Source organism: Serratia sp. PL7, from assembly GCF_945957435.1.
Map to the genome: position 1 here is coordinate 364,899 of NZ_CAMFLB010000005.1, position 18,401 is coordinate 383,299.

Here is an 18,401-nt window from a genome sequence, read left to right on the forward strand (position 1 = left end):
TCAATAGAGTGATATTAACTAAAACGCCATGAGCGACGACCATTCACAAAGCAATGACAGCCCCAGTCCCAAGAAGGGGTTCTTTACTCTTATCCTTAACCAGCTGTTCCACGGTGAACCTAAAAACCGTGGCGATCTGGTAGAGCTGATCCGTGATTCCGAGCAAAACGACCTGATCGATCCCGATACCCGTGACATGCTGGAAGGCGTGATGGATATCGCCGAGCAGCGCGTACGCGACATCATGATCCCGCGCTCCCAGATGGTGACGCTCAAGCGTAACCAAACGCTGGAAGAGTGCCTGGACGTGATTATCGAATCCGCCCACTCGCGCTTCCCGGTGATCAGCGAAGATAAAGATCACATCGAAGGCATTCTGATGGCCAAGGACCTGCTGCCGTTTATGCGCGCAGACTCCGAGCCGTTCAGCATCGACAAGGTGCTGCGTACCGCCGTGGTGGTACCGGAAAGCAAGCGGGTTGACCGGATGCTGAAGGAGTTCCGCTCCCAGCGTTATCACATGGCGATTGTCATTGATGAATTCGGCGGTGTCTCTGGCCTGGTAACCATCGAAGACATTCTGGAGCTGATTGTCGGGGAGATTGAGGACGAATATGACGATGAGGAAGATCGTGACGTTCGCCAACTGAGCCGCCACATGTTCACCGTGCGGGCGCTGGCGCCGATCGAAGACTTCAACGACATCTTCGGCACCCATTTCAGCGACGATGAGGTGGACACCATCGGCGGCCTGGTGATGCAAGCCTTCGGCCACCTGCCAGCGCGCGGGGAAACCATTGAAATCGAAGGTTACCTATTTAAAGTTGCGATGGCCGACAGTCGACGTATCATCCAGGTTCATGTCAAAATTCCGGACGATGCCCCGCAACCGAAACTGGAAGAATAACTTACACATGGCTAAAGCCTCATTACTTGATCGCCAGTGGGTTCGCGCCCTACTGGCGCTTTTGACCGGTGCCTGTGGCACGCTGGCCTTCTCCCCTTACGATATCTGGCCTGCGGCCATTGTCTCGCTGTTCGGCCTGCTGGCCGTGACCCTCAACCGCACCACCAAACAATCCGCCCTGCTCGGTTTCTGCTGGGGTATGGGGCTGTTCGGTAGCGGCGTGAACTGGGTTTACGTCAGCATTGCCGATTTCGGCGGTATGCCGTTTGCCATCAATATTTTCCTGGTCGTGCTGCTGGCCGCCTATCTTTCGCTGTATACCGGGCTGTTCGCCGGTTTGCTGACGCGGATCTGGCCACGTACCACCTGGTGGCGGCTGGCCATTGCCGCTCCGGCCCTATGGCAACTGACCGAGTTCCTGCGCGGTTGGGTGCTGACCGGTTTCCCCTGGCTGCAATTTGGTTATACCCAGATCGACGGTCCGCTGAAAGGCATTGCGCCATTGCTCGGCGTGGATGCGATCACGCTGCTCTTGATGTCCCTCAGCGGCCTGCTGGTATTTGCCCTCAATCAGCGGCGCATCACCCCGGCGGTCATTGCTATCGCCATGCTGTTGCTGCCTTGGCCGCTGCGCCAGATCCACTGGTTTACGCCGCAGCCGGATAAAGCGGTGAACGTGGCCATGGTGCAGGGCAATATCGAGCAGTCGATGAAGTGGGATCCGAAGGCGTTGCTCAGCACGCTGCAAACCTATCTGGATGAGAGCCGTCCGTTGATGGGCAAAGCACCGATCATCATCTGGCCGGAGTCCGCCATTCCCGATGTGGAGAGCAATCAGAACGGTTTCCTGACCATGATGGACGATCTGATGCGCGCCAAGAACAGCAGCCTGATCACCGGCATTGTAGACGCTCGCGCCACCCCACAAGGCAATCAGTTCTTCAACAGCGTGATCGTGCTTGGGGAGGAAAAGCCTTACAGCTACCCGGCAGCCAATCGCTATGACAAACATCACCTGGTGCCCTTTGGTGAGTTTGTGCCGTTGGAAACGCTGCTGCGCCCGTTGGCTCCGTTCTTCGACCTGCCAATGTCTTCGTTCAGCCGTGGTGACTATGTGCAACCCCAGCTCAGCGTGCGCGGTTACAACCTGACGGCTGCCATCTGCTATGAAATCGTGCTGGGCCAGCAGGTACGCGACAATTTCCGTCCGGATACCAACTTCCTGTTGACCGTGTCCAACGATGCCTGGTTCGGCCACTCCATCGGCCCATGGCAGCACTTCCAGATGGCGCGTATGCGTTCATTGGAACTGGGCAGGCCATTGCTGCGTAGCACCAATAACGGCATCACCGCCGCCGTTGGCCCAACCGGCGAAGTGTTGGCATCCATCCCACAGTTCACCCGTAAAGTGCTGGAAGTGAAGGTGACCCCAACCACCGGCGTCACGCCGTATGCCCGCTTTGGCTCTGCGCCAGTGTGGATCATCACCGTGCTGCTGGGCGCCATCGCGCTGCTCATTAGCTGGCGCCGCAGATAAGTTCTCTTTGGGCACGGTGCCTTACCGTGCCCGCTTCATTTCATGTTGCCCCTTCCCTTTTAATGTTTCTGGCATGCTCCTTGCTTTAATTACCCTGTAGAACGTTGCTGATTTACTTTAACTGACATCTTGACGCATCCGTGCACAACTCCAGCGCAAGACTCGCACCCAAGTGGTGCACCAGGGGTTTATTGCATTCATTTGGTGCGCGTGATGTCGCAAAAAATGAAACATCTTGGTTTCATCTTGTTCACAATCGGTTATTTTCTATCGTAAATCGGCATTAGGACTATCTTTATAGCTCAGCCGTATTAACTCGCCCTCCCTGAGTGCGGGCAATCACAACAGCATAGGAGTTGGACCATGCAAATGCGCAAATTGGCGTTATCGTTACTGCTGATCGGGATGGCGAGTAGCGTAGCCCATGCGGAAGAACTGACCGGTACGCTGAAGAAAATCAAAGATAACGGCGTGATTGTTGTTGGCCACCGTGAATCCTCAGTTCCGTTCTCCTACTACGATAATCAGCAGAAAGTTGTGGGTTACTCCCAGGATTATTCCAACCAAATCGTTGATGCCATCAAGAAGAAATTGAACGAGCCTAATCTGCAGGTGAAAATGCTGCCGATCACCTCGCAAAACCGTATTCCACTGTTGCAAAACGGCACCTTCGATTTTGAGTGTGGCTCCACCACCAACAACCTCGAGCGCCAGAAACAGGCGGCATTCTCTAATACCATTTTCGTCGTCGGTACCCGTCTGCTGGTCAAGAAAGGCTCCGACATCAAAGACTTTAAAGATCTGGCCGGTAAGGCCGTGGTCGTCACTTCAGGCACCACTTCCGAAGTGTTGCTCAACAAGCTGAACGACAAAGATCAGATGAAAATGCGCATCATCAGTGCCAAAGACCACGGTGATTCCTTCCGCACTCTGGAAAGTGGCCGTGCGGTGGCGTTTATGATGGATGATGCCCTGCTGGCAGGCGAACGCGCCAAGGCCAAACAGCCGGATCAGTGGGAAATCATTGCCACTCCGCAGTCTAAAGAAGCCTACGGCTGCATGATGCGTAAAGACGATCCACAGTTCAAAAAGCTGGTGGATGAAACTATCGCTCAAGCTCAAACCTCTGGCCAGGCTGCCAAATGGTTTGAGGTCTGGTTCAAACAGCCAATCCCACCCAAAAACCTCAACATGAACTTCGATCTGTCTGACGACATGAAGCAGTTGTTTAAAGAGCCGAACGACAAAGCACTGAACTAATCTAAAAAGATCAAGCCAGCCCAGCTGGCTGTTGTAGATGACCGTAACAGGACAGACAGGTATGCGGGGGGCCGTTCCCCTCCCGCATTCTTTCCTAAACACGACTCGGGGCACACCCAAAAGCCAGCATGACTGGCGTGCGCCACGACTGCACGGTCATCAAGTTGTAAGGTGTTCTGCACCTGTTAAACGGAGTTCGTTATGTCAATAGATTGGAACTGGGGTATCTTTCTGCAGCAGGCCCCGTTTGGGAATACCACCTACCTGGGCTGGATCTGGTCCGGCTTTCAGGTTACGGTCGCCCTCTCCGTCTGTGCATGGATTATTGCCTTCTTTGTCGGTTCACTGTTCGGTATTTTGCGTACCGTACCCAACCGTTTTCTCTCCTCACTAGGTACCTGTTACGTCGAACTGTTCCGTAACGTGCCGCTAATCGTGCAATTTTTTACCTGGTATCTGGTGATGCCGGAGCTGCTGCCAGCCGATATCGGCATGTGGTTCAAGAGCGAGCTCGATCCCAACGTACAATTCTTTGTTTCTTCCATGCTGTGCCTTGGGTTGTTTACCGCCGCACGCGTTTGTGAACAGGTACGTGCTGCAATCCAATCCCTGCCACGCGGCCAACAGGCGGCCGGGCTGGCAATGGGCCTGACGCTGCCACAAACCTATCGCTATGTGCTGCTGCCCAACGCCTATCGGGTGATCGTTCCGCCGATGACCTCGGAAATGCTCAACCTGGTAAAAAACTCCGCCATCGCCTCAACCATCGGGCTGGTGGATATGGCCGCTCAGGCCGGGAAGCTGCTGGATTACTCCGCACACGCCTATGAATCCTTTACTGCCATCACCCTCGCCTATGTCGCTATCAACGCCGTCATCATGCTGTTTATGCGTATTGTCGAGAAGAAAGTGCAGTTACCTGGCCATATGGGGAGTAAATAATGTACCAATTTGATTGGGGATCGATTGTCCCAAGCTTCCCGTATCTGCTGCAAGGGCTGGTCGTCACGCTGAAAATCACCGTGACGGCTATTGTGTTCGGTATCCTCTGGGGCACCGTTTTGGCGGTGATGCGCCTGTCGCCGATCAAGCCGATCAGCTGGTTTGCGGCGCTGTACGTCAACCTGTTCCGCTCCGTACCGCTGGTGATGGTGCTGCTGTGGTTCTATCTGGTGGTTCCAAGCTTATTACAACAAGTTCTTGGGCTGTCACCGAAAACCGATATTCGCCTTATCTCGGCTATGGTAGCCTTTTCGCTGTTTGAAGCCGCCTACTACTCGGAAATTATCCGGGCAGGCATTGAAAGCGTCTCGCGCGGTCAGTCCTCTGCCTCGCTGGCGTTGGGTATGACCCAGTGGCAATCGATGCGGCTGGTGATCTTGCCGCAAGCGTTCCGCGCCATGGTGCCGCTGCTGCTGACCCAGGGGATCGTGTTGTTCCAGGATACCTCGCTGGTGTACGTACTTAGCCTGGCCGATTTCTTCCGCACCGCTTCAACCATTGGTGAGCGTGACGGTACGCAGGTGGAAATGATCCTGTTCGCCGGTTTGGTCTATTTTGTTATCAGTCTCGCCGCCTCGGCGCTGGTAAGCTATTTGAAGAAAAGGACGGTTTGATGATATCCCTGAAAAATGTTTCTAAGTGGTACGGTCACTTTCAGGTTCTGACCGACTGCACCACCGAAGTCAAAAAAGGCGAAGTGGTGGTGGTCTGCGGTCCTTCCGGCTCAGGCAAATCAACCCTGATTAAAACCGTCAACGGGCTCGAGCCGATCCAGAAAGGCGATATCGAGGTTAACGGTATTCAGGTCAACAACAAGAGCACCAACCTGGCGCAACTACGCTCCAAAGTGGGGATGGTGTTCCAGCATTTTGAACTGTTCCCTCACCTGTCGATCATTGAAAACCTGACGCTGGCGCAGGTTAAAGTCCTCAAGCGCGACAAGGCCGCCTCACGCGATAAAGCCCTGAAACTGCTGGAGCGCGTGGGCCTGTCGGCACATGCCGAAAAGTTCCCTGGGCAGCTCTCTGGTGGCCAGCAGCAGCGTGTGGCAATTGCCCGTGCGCTGTGTATGGATCCGATCGCCATGCTGTTTGATGAACCCACCTCGGCGCTCGATCCGGAAATGATCAACGAAGTGCTGGACGTCATGGTCAAATTGGCACAGGAAGGGATGACCATGATGGTAGTGACCCACGAAATGGGCTTTGCCCGTAAGGTGGCCCATCGGGTGATCTTTATGGATGAAGGGAAGATTGTGGAAGACACCAATAAAGATGACTTCTTCAACAACCCACAGTCAGAACGTGCCAAAGACTTCCTGGCCAAAATCCTGCATTGATGTGTCAGATGCGCCCTGGCCCCGGGGCGCATCAATAGTGCTTGTTTCTGCCATCATTTCCCCCGATCCTCAGAGTCCCCACCATGAACTGTAAGTTGCGGCTTGCAAGACTGTGGGTAAAACAATAACGCTGAAGGAGAAAGTGATGTCCCGCCCTATTATTATCGATTGTGATCCAGGTCTTGATGACGCTATTGCCCTTGCCATGGCACTACGCGCCCCTACGTTAGATGTTAAAGCCGTCACCACTTCCGCCGGTAACCAAACACCGCAAAAAACCCTGCATAACGCCCTTGGACTGCTGACGCTGATGCAACGGCAAGATGTTATGGTCGCAGGCGGTGCCGCCAAGCCCTTGATGCGCGATCTGGTCATTGCCGATTACGTGCACGGTGACACCGGTATGGGCAACACCCATCTGCCAGTACCGGATTTTCAGCCTGTAAAGCAAACTGCGGTCGAGTTGATTGCCGATCTGCTGCGTACCAGCCCAGAGCCGATTACGCTGGTAGTAACCGGCCCGATGACCAATATTGCCTTGCTGCTGTCACAGCACGCAGAGCTGAAAAGCAAGATTGAACGCATCGTGTTTATGGGCGGTGGGCTGAATGCAGGCAACACCACGCCGGTGGCCGAATTCAATATCTACGTCGATCCGGAAGCGGCCGAAATCGTGCTGCAATCCGGCGTGCCGCTGACCATGGCCGGGTTGAACGTCACCCATCAGGCATTGGTGTTACCGCAGGATATCGAACGCATCCGCAGCATTAATAATCCGGTAGCGGCAGCGGTAGCCAGCATGCTCGATTTCTACCTGCCGTTGTACCTCAGCCACCCGCGTGGCCTGCCTGGTGCTGCCATGCATGATCCTTGTACCATCGCCTGGCTGCTGGCCCCGGAGCTGTTTGAAAGCCGTGAGTTGTGGGTGGGTGTGGAGACCCAGGGTCAATACACCGTGGGCATGACGGTGGTGGATGAGTTTGGCCAAAACGGTAAATCGGCCAACGTCGAGGTGTTGACCCATATCAACCGCCAGGGCTTTATCGATCTGATGGTTGAGTGCGTTTCACGTTATTAAATTTCCCCTCACCCTAACCCTCTCCCACAGGGAGAGGGAACCGATCGAGCGGGCCTGAAAATACGGTGACGCACCTTGGATGAGAGGACTTGTTGATTTTTCTGCGTAATTCCTTTATTCCCAACTTCCCGAAGCAGCACGAACCAACCAAGCGCTCCAGACAGATCCCCCCAGCACCTGAACACAACTCCGAACCCGCTTTTTACCGCTACGCCGAAGCCTCTGATAGGTGGGGATTATGCAGGTTAGCCGACCGTTGAGCGCAAGGATGCGCGATTGCGAGCCCCCATGGACGGGTTTACGGCGTGTCGGCGTTCTGCATAATCCCCATCTGTAACATCCATCGTCACAGCTATTTAACCTAACATCTCTGCCAATATATCAAGGCTCAAACGGCCGGCGTTGGAACTGATCGTGGCCGCACTTCGGGCACAAAGGCAGCACTTCCGGCGTATAGAAAGCCAGATGGTGATGGCATTTCTCACACACCAGATTGCCCAGCCCGACCACCTCACCGCTGTGGTAGACGCCATGATGGCTGACATCTTTAAACACCTCACGCCACTCCAGCTGGGTTTTATCGGTGATATCCGCCAGTTCCTGCCACAGGCTTTCCTTAATTACGCGCATAAACACGCTGTCGGTGAATTCCTCCCGGCTCTCCTCATAACTGCGGGCGAACTCTTCCAGATCGCGGCGCACCGCCCGGGTCAACTGCTCCACTTCCGTACGGCTGAGTTCCTCCACCTCGTTCAAACGTTTCTCAGCGCTGGCGACCAATTGGTCAATGTCTCGCTCACCGTTCTTTAAACGTTCCGTCAGCGACGTCACCAACTCGCGGTAATACTGAGCAACCTTGTTCATAGCTTCTCCTCGATGAACTACTGCGACAGGACTTCTCCCCTCAAACTACTCGTTATTATTTTAGTCGTAAATCACTGATGTGGCTTGGCTAGGTGAGGTTTTGGCAGATTGTGAGTCACATCATGGCACAGATATTTTTTTAATACGTCGAGTCGGGCCGCTTGGTGTTGTTGCTGGCGGGTCTTATCAGCTATGCTATGCAGATCTATAGATACTCACAGAATGCTACGGATGTAGCTGTTACACACCTACAGGACCATCGGCCGCCATGCAAGAGCAATACCGCCCCGAAGAGATAGAATCGAACGTACAGCTTCACTGGCAAGAGAAGCAAACTTTCAAGGTTACCGAAGACGCCAGCAAGGAAAAGTATTACTGCCTATCCATGCTGCCATACCCTTCTGGTCGTCTGCACATGGGTCATGTTCGGAACTACACCATTGGCGACGTGATCTCCCGCTACCAGCGTATGCTGGGCAAAAACGTGCTGCAGCCAATTGGCTGGGATGCGTTTGGCCTGCCAGCCGAAGGCGCGGCGGTAAAAAACAAAACCGCACCGGCCCCTTGGACCTACGACAACATCGAATATATGAAGAACCAGCTGAAACTGCTGGGCTTCGGCTATGACTGGGACCGCGAGATCGCCACCTGCGATCCTGACTACTACCGTTGGGAACAGTGGTTCTTCACCAAGCTGTACGAAAAAGGCATGGTCTACAAGAAGACCTCGGCGGTGAACTGGTGCCCACACGATCTGACCGTGCTGGCCAACGAACAGGTTATCGACGGCTGCTGCTGGCGCTGTGATACCAAGGTTGAGCGTAAAGAGATCCCACAGTGGTTTATTAAAATCACTGATTACGCCGATCAACTGCTCAACGATCTGGACACGCTGGAAAGCTGGCCAGAGCAGGTGAAAACCATGCAGCGCAACTGGATTGGCCGTTCCGAAGGGGTAGAAATCACCTTCGACGTTGCCGACAGCGCTGAGAAAGTCACCGTTTACACCACCCGCCCAGACACCTTTATGGGTGCGACCTATGTCGCCGTTGCCGCTGGTCACCCGCTGGCACAGCAGGGCGCGGTCAATAACCCGGCGCTGACAGACTTCATCGACGAATGCCGCAACACCAAGGTTGCCGAAGCCGAAATGGCCACCATGGAGAAGAAAGGCATGGCCACCGGCCTGTTTGCCATTCATCCGTTGAGCGGAGAGAAGTTGCCAATCTGGGTCGCCAACTTCGTTCTGATGGAATACGGCACCGGCGCGGTAATGGCCGTCCCTGGCCACGATCAGCGTGACTGGGAGTTCGCCACCAAATACGATCTGCAGATCAAACCGGTCATTTTGAACCTGGACGGCAGCAAGCCAGACGTCAGCGCCGAAGCGATGACCGAAAAAGGCACCCTGTTCAACTCCGGCGAATTCGACGGCCTGGATCACCTGGCAGGCTTTAACGCCATCGCCGACAAGCTGGTGGCCAAAGGCGTCGGCCAGCGCAAGGTGAACTACCGTCTGCGCGACTGGGGCGTTTCCCGTCAGCGCTACTGGGGTGCTCCAATCCCAATGGTCACCCTGGAAGACGGCACCGTCATGCCAACGCCAGAAGACCAACTGCCGGTGATCCTGCCGGAAGATGTGGTGATGGACGGCATTACCAGCCCGATCAAAGCCGATCCCGAGTGGGCAAAAACCACCGTTAACGGCCAGCCGGCGCTGCGTGAAACCGACACCTTCGACACCTTTATGGAGTCTTCCTGGTACTACGCTCGCTACACCTGCCCGCAGTACGATAAAGGCATGCTGGATCCGGCTGCAGCCAACTACTGGCTGCCGGTCGATCAATATGTTGGCGGGATCGAACACGCCATCATGCACCTGATGTATTTCCGCTTCTTCCACAAGCTGATGCGCGACGCTGGCCTGGTCGATTCAGACGAGCCTGCCAAACGCCTGCTGTGCCAAGGCATGGTGTTGGCCGATGCCTTCTACTACACCGGCACCAGCGGCGAACGCGTCTGGGTATCCCCGGTTGATGCCACCGTCGAACGTGACGAGAAAGGCCGCATTGTCAAAGCAACCGATCCTGAAGGCCGTGAACTGGTCTATGCTGGCATGAGCAAAATGTCGAAGTCGAAGAACAACGGCATCGACCCTCAGGTGATGGTAGAGAAATACGGCGCGGATACCGTGCGTCTGTTTATGATGTTTGCTTCTCCGGCAGAAATGACGCTGGAATGGCAAGAATCTGGCGTTGAAGGGGCAAACCGCTTCCTCAAGCGCGTCTGGAAACTGGCCTACGACCACGTTGAGCAAGGGGCGGTTCAGCCACTGAACGTCAGCGAGCTCAATGAAGATCAGAAAGCCCTGCGCCGCGACGTGCATAAAACCATCGCCAAAGTGACCGACGATATCGGCCGCCGCCAGACCTTCAACACCGCCATCGCCGCCGTGATGGAGCTGATGAACAAGCTGGGCCGTGCGCCGCAGGAAAGTGAACAGGATCGCGCGCTGCTGCAAGAGGCTTTGCTGGCCGTGGTACGTATGCTGTATCCGTTCACACCACACGTCTGTTTCACCCTTTGGCAGGCATTGAACGCCGAAGGCGACGTAGACACTGCGCCATGGCCGGTGGCTGACGAAGCTGCCATGGTGGAAGACTCCAAACTGGTGGTGGTACAGGTTAACGGCAAGGTACGGGCAAAAGTCACCGTGCCAGCCGATGCCACCGAAGAACAAGTGCGTGAGCGCGCCGCCCAGGAGCATCTGGTGGCCAAATATCTGGAAGGGGTCACGGTACGTAAAGTGATCTATGTTCCAGGCAAATTGCTTAACCTGGTTGTGGGTTAACACAAGGAGGCTTTGTGCGACTTCGTATTCTGACGTTGTTGCTGGGGTTGGTGGTGCTTGTCACCGCCGGCTGCGGTTTTCATCTGCGTGGCACCGCGCAGGTGCCCACAGAATTGCATACGCTGATCCTGGACAGCTACGATCCCTTTGGCCCACTGACCCGTGCCGTGCGCGAGCAATTGCGTCTAAGCGGGGCTACCGTGGTCAAATACGATCCGGCCCACAAGGAAGTCCCGTCACTGCGCATCGTCAATTCGACGCAAAGCCAGGATACGGTTTCGATCTTCCAGGATGGTAAAACCGCGGAGTATCAATTGGTGATGACGGTGCAGGCTCAGGTGCTGATCCCGGGCCATGACATTTACCCGATCAACGTCAAAGTCTTCCGTTCATTCTTTGATAACCCGTTGACTGCGTTGGCCAAAGACTCCGAGCAGGACATCATTATGCAGGAAATGCGTGAGCAAGCTGCCCAGCAAATTCTGCGTAAAATGCTGGCGGTGCACGCGGCGGTGCTGGAAACGCAAGAAAAAGCCGCCATCGCCGGTGAAAAAGCGGCCAGTACCGCAGCACAATGATCCGTCTTTATCCTGAACAACTTGCCGCGCAGCTCCGAGAGGGGCTGCGCGCTTGTTATTTATTGAGCGGAAACGAACCCTTGTTGCTGCAGGAAAGCCAGGATCTGATCCGTCAGGCCGCCCAGCAGCAGCAGTTCACCGAGCATTACAGCATTTCCCTGGATGTCCATACCGACTGGGATGCCATCTTCAGCATCTGCCAGGCTATGAGCCTGTTTGCCAGCCGGCAAACCCTGTTGCTGATTTTCCCCGAGAACGGCCCAACGGCCCCGATCGGTGAGCAACTGGTCAAGCTGGCCGCTTTGCTGCATGACGATATCCTGTTGGTACTGCGCGGCCCGCGCCTGACCAAAGCCCAGGAGAACAGCGCCTGGTTCAAGGCACTCAGCGCCAATGGCGTCATGGTCAGTTGCCAAACGCCGGAACAGGCACAGCTGCCGCGCTGGGTCGCCCAGCGAGCCAAATCCATGCAACTGGATCTCGATGACGCAGCCAATCAACTACTGTGTTACTGCTATGAAGGCAACCTGCTGGCACTTTCGCAGGCGTTGGAACGGCTATCGCTGCTGCACCCCGATGGTAAACTGACGCTGCCCCGCGTAGAGCAGGCGGTAAACGATGCTGCCCACTTCAGCCCGTTCCACTGGCTGGATGCCCTGCTGGCAGGCAAGAGCAAACGTGCCTGGCATATCTTGCGGCAGCTCCAGCAAGAGGATGTCGAGCCGGTGATCTTGCTGCGTACCCTGCAACGGGAACTGCTGATGTTGCTGAACCTGCAACGTCGCATGGCGCACACCCCGCTACGTACGCTATTCGATCAACTCAAGGTCTGGCAAAACCGCCGCAGCCTGATCACTCAGGCTCTGCAACGTCTGTCAGGTCAACAATTGCGCCAGGCAGTGCATCTGTTGGCGCAAATTGAGCTCACCCTCAAGAAAGACTACGGCCAGTCGGTTTGGCCAGAGCTGGAAACCCTGTCGATGCTGCTTTGCGGCAAACCTCTGGCCACGAGTATCACCGATGCCTACTAGCCCGCAACATCCACATACCCTGCACGCCTTTTTCGGTGGCACCTTTGACCCAATCCACTACGGCCATCTGCGCCCGGTGGCAGCCTTGGCTGAAGAAGTCGGCCTTGATAAGGTCACATTGTTGCCCAACCATGTGCCTCCCCATCGGCCACAGCCGGAAGCTAACGCGCAGCAGCGGCTAACCATGGTTGAGCTGGCGATTGCCGGTAACCCGTTGTTTACCGTGGACGATCGTGAATTGCACCGCACCACCGCGTCCTACACCATCGAGACTTTCGAAACGATTCGTAAAGAACGTGGCGCCGCAGCGCCTCTGGCGTTTATTATTGGCCAGGATTCGCTGCTGAGCCTGCACAAATGGCATCGCTGGCAAGACCTGTTGCATTTCTGCCACCTTCTGGTGCTGGCGCGCCCGGGTTACAACCAGCAGATGGATACGCCAGAGCTGCAACGCTGGCTGGAACAACACCAGATCGCCGATGCCACCCTGCTCAGCCGCCAGCCGCACGGGTTTATCTACCTGGCAGATACCCCTTTACTGGAGATATCCGCCACCGAGATACGCCAGCGCCGTCACCAAGGCATCAGCTGTGACGATTTACTGCCGCGCCCGGTGCAGCGTTATATCGAGTTACAGGGTTTATATCGATAGGCCGCATGCTATACTGCGCCGCTATTTTTCAGGTATCCGCTGAAAACCCCAAGGATCTTGGCTAGCTGGGCAAAACCAGCAGGCTTTCAGCGGCATCCTGCCGAAACCATCACGATTCAGGCCAGTGACTTTGGGCAGTTGCCCTCAGCTTCCTGATGAACAGAACAACCCGAGGGGGAACCTTTGCAAGGTAAAGCGCTCCAAGATTTCGTTATCGATAAAATTGATGACATGAAAGGTCAAGATATTGTCGCTCTGGATGTTCAGGGCAAATCCAGCATCACCGACTGCATGATCATCTGTACCGGCACCTCAAGCCGCCATGTGATGTCAATTGCCGAACACGTCGTGCAAGAAGCCCGCGATGCCGGTATGGAACTGTATGGTATGAAAGGCCAGGCCGTTTCCGACTGGGTAGTGGTCGATCTGGGCGAAGTGATTGTGCACGTGATGCAAGAAGAAAGTCGCCAATTGTACGAACTGGAAAAGCTCTGGGGTTAAGCGGTGAAACTGCAATTGGTTGCAGTCGGCACCAAAATGCCCGACTGGGTGCAGACCGGCTTTATGGATTACCTGCATCGCTTTCCAAAAGATATGCCGTTTGAGCTGACCGAGATCCCGGCGGGCAAACGCGGCAAGAATGCGGATATCAAACGCATTCTGGAAAAGGAAGGCGAGCAGATGCTGGCAGCGGTGGGCAAAGGTAACCGCATCGTTACATTGGATATCCCAGGCACTCCGTGGGAAACGCCCCAGTTGGCACAACAGCTCGAGCGCTGGAAACAGGATGGCCGCAACGTCAGCCTGTTGATTGGCGGCCCTGAGGGGCTGGCTCCGGCCTGTAAAGCCGCCGCTGAGCAAAGCTGGTCGCTTTCCCCGTTAACGTTACCGCATCCTTTAGTGCGTGTTTTGGTGGCAGAGAGCCTCTACCGCGCCTGGAGTATTACTACAAATCATCCTTACCACCGGGAGTAACCGGTGGTGACAGTAACAGAGTGAAAAAAAGCAGCGGGATGAAAATAGAACGTAACCCTTTTCGCGACTATACGGCCGAGTCCGCCCTGTTTGTACGCCGCGCCGTGGTGGCGTTTTTTATCATTCTGGTGCTGACAGGCATCCTGATTGCCAATCTGTATAATCTGCAAATCGTGCGTTTTGAAGATTACCGCACCCGCTCCAATGAAAACCGCATCAAGCTGCTGCCTATCGCCCCCAGCCGCGGCATTATTTACGATCGCAACGGCACACCGCTGGCGCTTAACCGCACCATTTACCAGTTGGAACTGATGCCGGAGAAGGTGGACGATCTGAAAGCCACGCTGGAGGCCTTGCGCCCGGTGGTCGATCTCACCGACGACGATATCGCCAACTTTGAAAAAGAGCGCAAGCGCTCGCGCCGTTTCGTCTCGATCCCGGTGAAAACCCCACTGACCGAAGTGCAGGTGGCCCGTTTTGCCGTCAATCAATTCCGCTTTCCCGGCGCGGAAGTCAAAGGCTATCAACGCCGCTATTATCCTTACGGGTCTGCCCTCACCCACGTGATCGGTTACGTGTCGAAAATTAACGACCGCGACCTCGAGCGCCTGGACAAAGACGGCCAGCTACGCAACTATGCCGCTACCCATGATATCGGCAAGCTGGGTATCGAACGCTATTATGAAGATGTCCTGCATGGCAAAACCGGCTATGAAGAGGTTGAAGTCAACAACCGTGGCCGGGTGATCCGCCAATTGCATGAGCAACCACCTTCCGCCGGTAAAGACGTTTATCTGACGCTTGATCTCAACCTGCAACGCTATATCGAGCAGTTGCTGGTGGGCAGCCGTGCCGCCGTGGTGGTCAGCGATCCGCGCACCGGGGGAATTCTGGCGATGGTTTCCAACCCTAGCTACGATCCGAACCTGTTTGTTGATGGCATCTCCAACAAGGATTACCAGGGGCTGCTCAACGATCCGAATCGCCCACTGATCAACCGCGCCACCCAAGGGGTGTACCCGCCGGCCTCCACGGTTAAACCCTATATTGCCGTCTCCGCTCTCAGTGCCGGGGTGATCACCAAAAATACCGTCGTGTTCGATCCGGGCTGGTGGCAGTTGCCAGGCTCTGAAAAACGCTTCCGTGACTGGAAAAAATGGGGGCATGGCCGCCTCAACGTCACCAAAGCGCTGGAGGAGTCTGCGGACACCTACTTCTATCAGGTAGCGTACGATATGGGGATCGATCGCCTGTCGACCTGGCTGACCAAATTCGGCTACGGCGAATATACCGGTATCGATCTTTCCGAAGAGCGTTCCGGCCTGATGCCAACACGCGACTGGAAATTCAAACGTTACAAGAAACCGTGGTATCAGGGCGACACCATTCCGGTGGGCATCGGCCAAGGCTACTGGACCGCTACGCCGATCCAGATGTCCAAGGCGCTGAACACCCTGATTAACGACGGCAACGTCAAAGATCCGCATCTGTTGCAAAGCACCAAGATCAACGGCGTACTGGTGCCGTTCAAGCAAAAAGAGAGCAAACAGATCGGCGATATCCATTCAGGCTTCTGGGAAATAGCCAAAGACGGCATGTACGGCGTTGCCAACCGGCCTAACGGCACGGCACGCAAGTTCTTTGAAAAGACACCGTATAAAGCCGCGGCAAAATCGGGTACCGCGCAGGTATTCGGCTATGAAACCTATAACGCCCACAAACTCGCTGAGCACCTGCGGGACCATAAATTGATGACAGCCTTTGCCCCGTTTGATAACCCAACGGTTTCGGTGGCCATCATTCTGGAAAACGGCGGTTCAGGCCCGGCGGTAGGCACCATTACCCGTCAGATCCTCGACCACATCCTGTTGGGCGACAACAATACGCAATTACCGGATGCAGTACCGCTGCCGCCAGGTATAGAAGGTGATTAAGGTAGAACATGACTGAAAGCCAACAAAAGGGCTCTATCTGGACCAAAATCCATATCGACCCCACATTCCTGTTGTTTATTCTGGCCTTGCTGGTCTACAGCGCCTTCGTGATGTGGAGCGCCAGCGGCCAGGATATGGGCATGATGGAACGCAAGATCGGCCAGATCCTGATGGGGTTGATCGTGATGGGCGTGATGGCACAAATCCCGCCGCGGGTTTATGAAAGCTGGGCACCCTACCTGTATATTTTCTGCGTAATCTTGCTGATCCTGGTGGACGCTTTTGGCCAAATCAGTAAAGGGGCACAGCGCTGGCTGGATCTGGGCTTTGTGCGCTTCCAGCCTTCGGAAATCGCCAAGATCGCCGTGCCGCTGATGGTCGCACGCTTTATGAATCGTGACGTGTGCCCACCTTCGCTGAAGAATACCGGCATCGCGCTGGTGCTGATCTTCATGCCCACCTTGCTGGTTGCCGCACAGCCCGATCTGGGCACCTCGATCCTGATCGCCGCCTCCGGCCTGTTTGTGCTGTTCCTGTCAGGAATGAGCTGGAAGCTGATCGCCGTGGCTGCCGTGGCGTTGGCCGCCTTTATCCCGGTGTTGTGGTTCTTCCTGATGCACGGCTATCAGCGTGACCGCGTGATGATGCTGCTCGATCCGGAAAGCGATCCGTTAGGGGCTGGCTACCATATTATTCAGTCAAAAATCGCCATCGGTTCTGGCGGCCTGTCGGGCAAGGGCTGGCTGCATGGTACCCAGTCCCAACTGGAATTCCTGCCGGAACGCCACACCGACTTTATCTTCGCGGTGCTGGCGGAAGAGCTTGGTCTGATCGGCGTACTGGTGCTGCTCGCGCTGTATCTGCTGGTGATTATCCGCGGGCTGATGATCGCCGCACGGGCACAGACCACCTTTGGCCGCGTGATGGTCGGTGGGCTGATGCTGATCCTGTTCGTCTATGTGTTTGTTAACATTGGTATGGTCAGTGGTATTTTACCGGTAGTTGGCGTACCTTTGCCTTTGGTCAGCTACGGGGGGTCGGCGCTGATCGTACTCATGGCTGGGTTCGGCATCGTGATGTCGATCCACACGCATCGGAAAATGTTGTCTAAAAATCTATAAGAGGTGTGCAATGCGTAAGGAATGGCTTTGGGTCGGCGCGGTTGCTGCTGCGGTATTACTTTCCGCCTGTACCACGACGGAAGAAACACAGGCTCCGGTGCAACAAGCCTACAATGGGCCGGTGACCGAAATCGGCGGCGTGGAGCCTCACTATGAACCCTATAACCCTGGCACTCTGCAGGATTATAAGGTTAATGGCGACACTTATCGTATCGTGCAAGATCCGCAGAACTTCTCGCAAACCGGCCTGGCGGCCTGGTACGGCGAAGAGGCCAATGGCAATACTACCGCTATTGGTGAGCAGTTCGATCCCAATGCGCTGACCGCTGCGCATCCTACCTTGCCTATCCCAAGCTATGTACGCGTCACCAACCTGGCCAATGGCCGTCAACTGGTGGTACGCGTGAACGATCGCGGCCCTTATACCTCAGGCCGGATTATCGATCTGTCCAAAGCTGCCGCCGATCGCCTCAACCTGTCCAACAATACCAAGGTGAAGGTCGACTTTATCAAGGTAGCTCCAGACGGCACATTGAGCGGCCCAGGCACCGTGGGTACCGTCGTCGCCAAACAGAGCTACGCCCTGCCTCCGCGCCCGGATCTGAGCTCTGGCGGCGGGATGGACACGCAGATGCAGCAATCGGCACCGGTTGCCGCCCCTGCCGCTCAAGCGATTGATAACGGCAACATGAACTACAACGACAGCAGCGCTACTCCTGCTGCCTCCACTGGCCGTAGCGGTGGTTTCCTTGGGGCGCCGCAGCCGTTAGCCCCTGGCGTATTGGAAGGGACAGAACCTCAGCCGGCCATCAGCGCGCCCACTGCGGCCCCAGTTGTGGCCACCGCAGCCGCAACCAGTGCCAGCGGTAGCTATGTCGTACAGGTAGGTGCCCTGAGTAATGCCGAGCGTGCGCAAAGCTGGCAACAACAGCTGAGCCAGCAGTTCGGCGTTCCCGGTAAGGTCGCCGCCAATGGCGCCGTCTACCGCGTGCAGCTTGGCCCGTTCAGCAACCGTCAACAGGCGGTACAACTGCAGCAGCGCCTGGCCAATGAGGCACAACAACAGTCCTTTATCACTGCCGCACCCTAGTCGTGAAACTCGGTAGGCCGATGCCGCCGACAGCAGGTCATTGACTTATCTGAAACATTTTCTTTCAGGTAAATCTGTGTAAACCCCCTACTGTCGGCCGAATGGCTAATGCCTGCCGGGGCCCCGTCTGCTATAGTGTGACTCGTTTTTTAACTTAACTTTTACGGATGTTGTAGTCCCGA

At 55.5% G+C, this 18,401-nt stretch carries 17 protein-coding genes; 16 read left to right on the forward strand and 1 reads right to left on the reverse strand.

All coding sequences use genetic code 11. The features are described 5' to 3' along the window. The first annotated feature begins 28 nt into the window (after positions 1–28). From corC to rihA, 7 genes are all read left to right on the forward strand, one after another. A complete protein-coding gene (corC, locus tag N6G83_RS24055) occupies positions 29–907 on the forward strand; it encodes a CNNM family magnesium/cobalt transport protein CorC (protein ID WP_024483194.1) in 879 nt (292 codons plus the stop codon). A 7-nt stretch (positions 908–914) separates the two neighbouring features. Next, on the forward strand, positions 915–2,444 hold the full coding sequence (lnt, locus tag N6G83_RS24060; RefSeq protein WP_199062185.1) for an apolipoprotein N-acyltransferase: 1,530 nt from the start codon (positions 915–917) through the stop codon (positions 2,442–2,444). Between the two features lie 363 nt (positions 2,445–2,807). Then, positions 2,808–3,704, forward strand: a complete 897-nt coding sequence (locus N6G83_RS24065; RefSeq protein WP_024531235.1) for an amino acid ABC transporter substrate-binding protein — start codon at positions 2,808–2,810, stop codon at positions 3,702–3,704. Positions 3,705–3,905: 201 nt separating this feature from the next. Continuing rightward, positions 3,906–4,646, forward strand: a complete 741-nt coding sequence (locus N6G83_RS24070) for an amino acid ABC transporter permease (RefSeq protein ID WP_021179996.1) — start codon at positions 3,906–3,908, stop codon at positions 4,644–4,646. After that, the gene (gene gltK, locus N6G83_RS24075) at positions 4,646–5,320 is read left to right on the forward strand and encodes a glutamate/aspartate ABC transporter permease GltK (protein WP_021805327.1); all 675 of its coding nucleotides are present in this window, start codon (positions 4,646–4,648) and stop codon (positions 5,318–5,320) included. Before N6G83_RS24070 ends, gltK begins: the two co-directional genes overlap by 1 nt. Next, on the forward strand, positions 5,320–6,045 hold the full coding sequence (locus tag N6G83_RS24080; protein WP_021179998.1) for an amino acid ABC transporter ATP-binding protein: 726 nt from the start codon (positions 5,320–5,322) through the stop codon (positions 6,043–6,045). The genes gltK and N6G83_RS24080 overlap by 1 nt, the downstream gene beginning before the upstream one ends. Before the next feature lie 145 nt (positions 6,046–6,190). Continuing rightward, positions 6,191–7,123 (forward strand): pyrimidine-specific ribonucleoside hydrolase RihA, encoded by a 933-nt coding sequence (gene rihA / locus N6G83_RS24085; RefSeq protein WP_211134803.1) that lies wholly within the window; start codon positions 6,191–6,193, stop codon positions 7,121–7,123. 381 nt (positions 7,124–7,504) lie between these two features. On the opposite strand, the gene N6G83_RS24090 is transcribed toward rihA, so the two are convergent. After that, positions 7,505–7,987: a zinc ribbon-containing protein gene (locus N6G83_RS24090; RefSeq protein ID WP_024531309.1), complete on the reverse strand. Its 483-nt coding sequence runs from the start codon at positions 7,985–7,987 to the stop codon at positions 7,505–7,507. 268 nt (positions 7,988–8,255) lie between these two features. Between N6G83_RS24090 and leuS the strand changes: the two genes are divergently transcribed. The 9 genes from leuS to rlpA all read left to right on the forward strand — a co-directional run bounded on the left by leuS (position 8,256) and on the right by rlpA (position 18,219). Next, entirely contained in the window at positions 8,256–10,838 is a 2,583-nt protein-coding gene (gene leuS, locus N6G83_RS24095; protein WP_065686404.1) for a leucine--tRNA ligase, read from the forward strand. Positions 10,839–10,852: 14 nt separating this feature from the next. Continuing rightward, positions 10,853–11,416 carry an LPS assembly lipoprotein LptE gene (gene lptE / locus N6G83_RS24100; protein WP_074027922.1) on the forward strand — a complete coding sequence of 188 codons (564 nt, stop codon included), beginning with the start codon at positions 10,853–10,855 and terminating at the stop codon, positions 11,414–11,416. Continuing rightward, the gene (gene holA, locus N6G83_RS24105; protein ID WP_074027921.1) at positions 11,413–12,447 is read left to right on the forward strand and encodes a DNA polymerase III subunit delta; all 1,035 of its coding nucleotides are present in this window, start codon (positions 11,413–11,415) and stop codon (positions 12,445–12,447) included. Before lptE ends, holA begins: the two co-directional genes overlap by 4 nt. Further along, positions 12,437–13,099 (forward strand): nicotinate-nucleotide adenylyltransferase, encoded by a 663-nt coding sequence (gene nadD / locus N6G83_RS24110; protein ID WP_024531305.1) that lies wholly within the window; start codon positions 12,437–12,439, stop codon positions 13,097–13,099. Before holA ends, nadD begins: the two co-directional genes overlap by 11 nt. Before the next feature lie 183 nt (positions 13,100–13,282). Continuing rightward, the gene (rsfS, locus tag N6G83_RS24115; RefSeq protein WP_021180005.1) at positions 13,283–13,600 is read left to right on the forward strand and encodes a ribosome silencing factor; all 318 of its coding nucleotides are present in this window, start codon (positions 13,283–13,285) and stop codon (positions 13,598–13,600) included. Between the two features lie 3 nt (positions 13,601–13,603). Next, positions 13,604–14,074: a 23S rRNA (pseudouridine(1915)-N(3))-methyltransferase RlmH gene (gene rlmH / locus N6G83_RS24120; RefSeq protein ID WP_004949595.1), complete on the forward strand. Its 471-nt coding sequence runs from the start codon at positions 13,604–13,606 to the stop codon at positions 14,072–14,074. Positions 14,075–14,112: 38 nt separating this feature from the next. Further along, a complete protein-coding gene (gene mrdA, locus N6G83_RS24125) occupies positions 14,113–16,008 on the forward strand; it encodes a peptidoglycan DD-transpeptidase MrdA (RefSeq protein ID WP_024531304.1) in 1,896 nt (631 codons plus the stop codon). Positions 16,009–16,016: 8 nt separating this feature from the next. Beyond that, positions 16,017–17,129 carry a peptidoglycan glycosyltransferase MrdB gene (gene mrdB, locus N6G83_RS24130; RefSeq protein ID WP_024531303.1) on the forward strand — a complete coding sequence of 371 codons (1,113 nt, stop codon included), beginning with the start codon at positions 16,017–16,019 and terminating at the stop codon, positions 17,127–17,129. Positions 17,130–17,139: 10 nt separating this feature from the next. Beyond that, positions 17,140–18,219 carry an endolytic peptidoglycan transglycosylase RlpA gene (gene rlpA, locus N6G83_RS24135; RefSeq protein WP_211134804.1) on the forward strand — a complete coding sequence of 360 codons (1,080 nt, stop codon included), beginning with the start codon at positions 17,140–17,142 and terminating at the stop codon, positions 18,217–18,219. The last annotated feature ends 182 nt before the right edge of the window (positions 18,220–18,401 follow it).

Bases quoted from the DNA above. Each gene is read 5' to 3' on its own strand.
- corC (WP_024483194.1), top strand. From the start codon at position 29: ATGAGCGACGACCATTCACAAAGCAATGACAGCCCCAGTCCCAAGAAG.
- lnt (WP_199062185.1), top strand. From the start codon at position 915: ATGGCTAAAGCCTCATTACTTGATCGCCAGTGGGTTCGCGCCCTACTG.
- N6G83_RS24065 (WP_024531235.1), top strand. From the start codon at position 2,808: ATGCAAATGCGCAAATTGGCGTTATCGTTACTGCTGATCGGGATGGCG.
- N6G83_RS24070 (WP_021179996.1), top strand. From the start codon at position 3,906: ATGTCAATAGATTGGAACTGGGGTATCTTTCTGCAGCAGGCCCCGTTT.
- gltK (WP_021805327.1), top strand. From the start codon at position 4,646: ATGTACCAATTTGATTGGGGATCGATTGTCCCAAGCTTCCCGTATCTG.
- N6G83_RS24080 (WP_021179998.1), top strand. From the start codon at position 5,320: ATGATATCCCTGAAAAATGTTTCTAAGTGGTACGGTCACTTTCAGGTT.
- rihA (WP_211134803.1), top strand. From the start codon at position 6,191: ATGTCCCGCCCTATTATTATCGATTGTGATCCAGGTCTTGATGACGCT.
- N6G83_RS24090 (WP_024531309.1), bottom strand. From the start codon at position 7,987: ATGAACAAGGTTGCTCAGTATTACCGCGAGTTGGTGACGTCGCTGACG.
- leuS (WP_065686404.1), top strand. From the start codon at position 8,256: ATGCAAGAGCAATACCGCCCCGAAGAGATAGAATCGAACGTACAGCTT.
- holA (WP_074027921.1), top strand. From the start codon at position 11,413: ATGATCCGTCTTTATCCTGAACAACTTGCCGCGCAGCTCCGAGAGGGG.
- nadD (WP_024531305.1), top strand. From the start codon at position 12,437: ATGCCTACTAGCCCGCAACATCCACATACCCTGCACGCCTTTTTCGGT.
- mrdA (WP_024531304.1), top strand. From the start codon at position 14,113: ATGAAAATAGAACGTAACCCTTTTCGCGACTATACGGCCGAGTCCGCC.
- mrdB (WP_024531303.1), top strand. From the start codon at position 16,017: ATGACTGAAAGCCAACAAAAGGGCTCTATCTGGACCAAAATCCATATC.
- rlpA (WP_211134804.1), top strand. From the start codon at position 17,140: ATGCGTAAGGAATGGCTTTGGGTCGGCGCGGTTGCTGCTGCGGTATTA.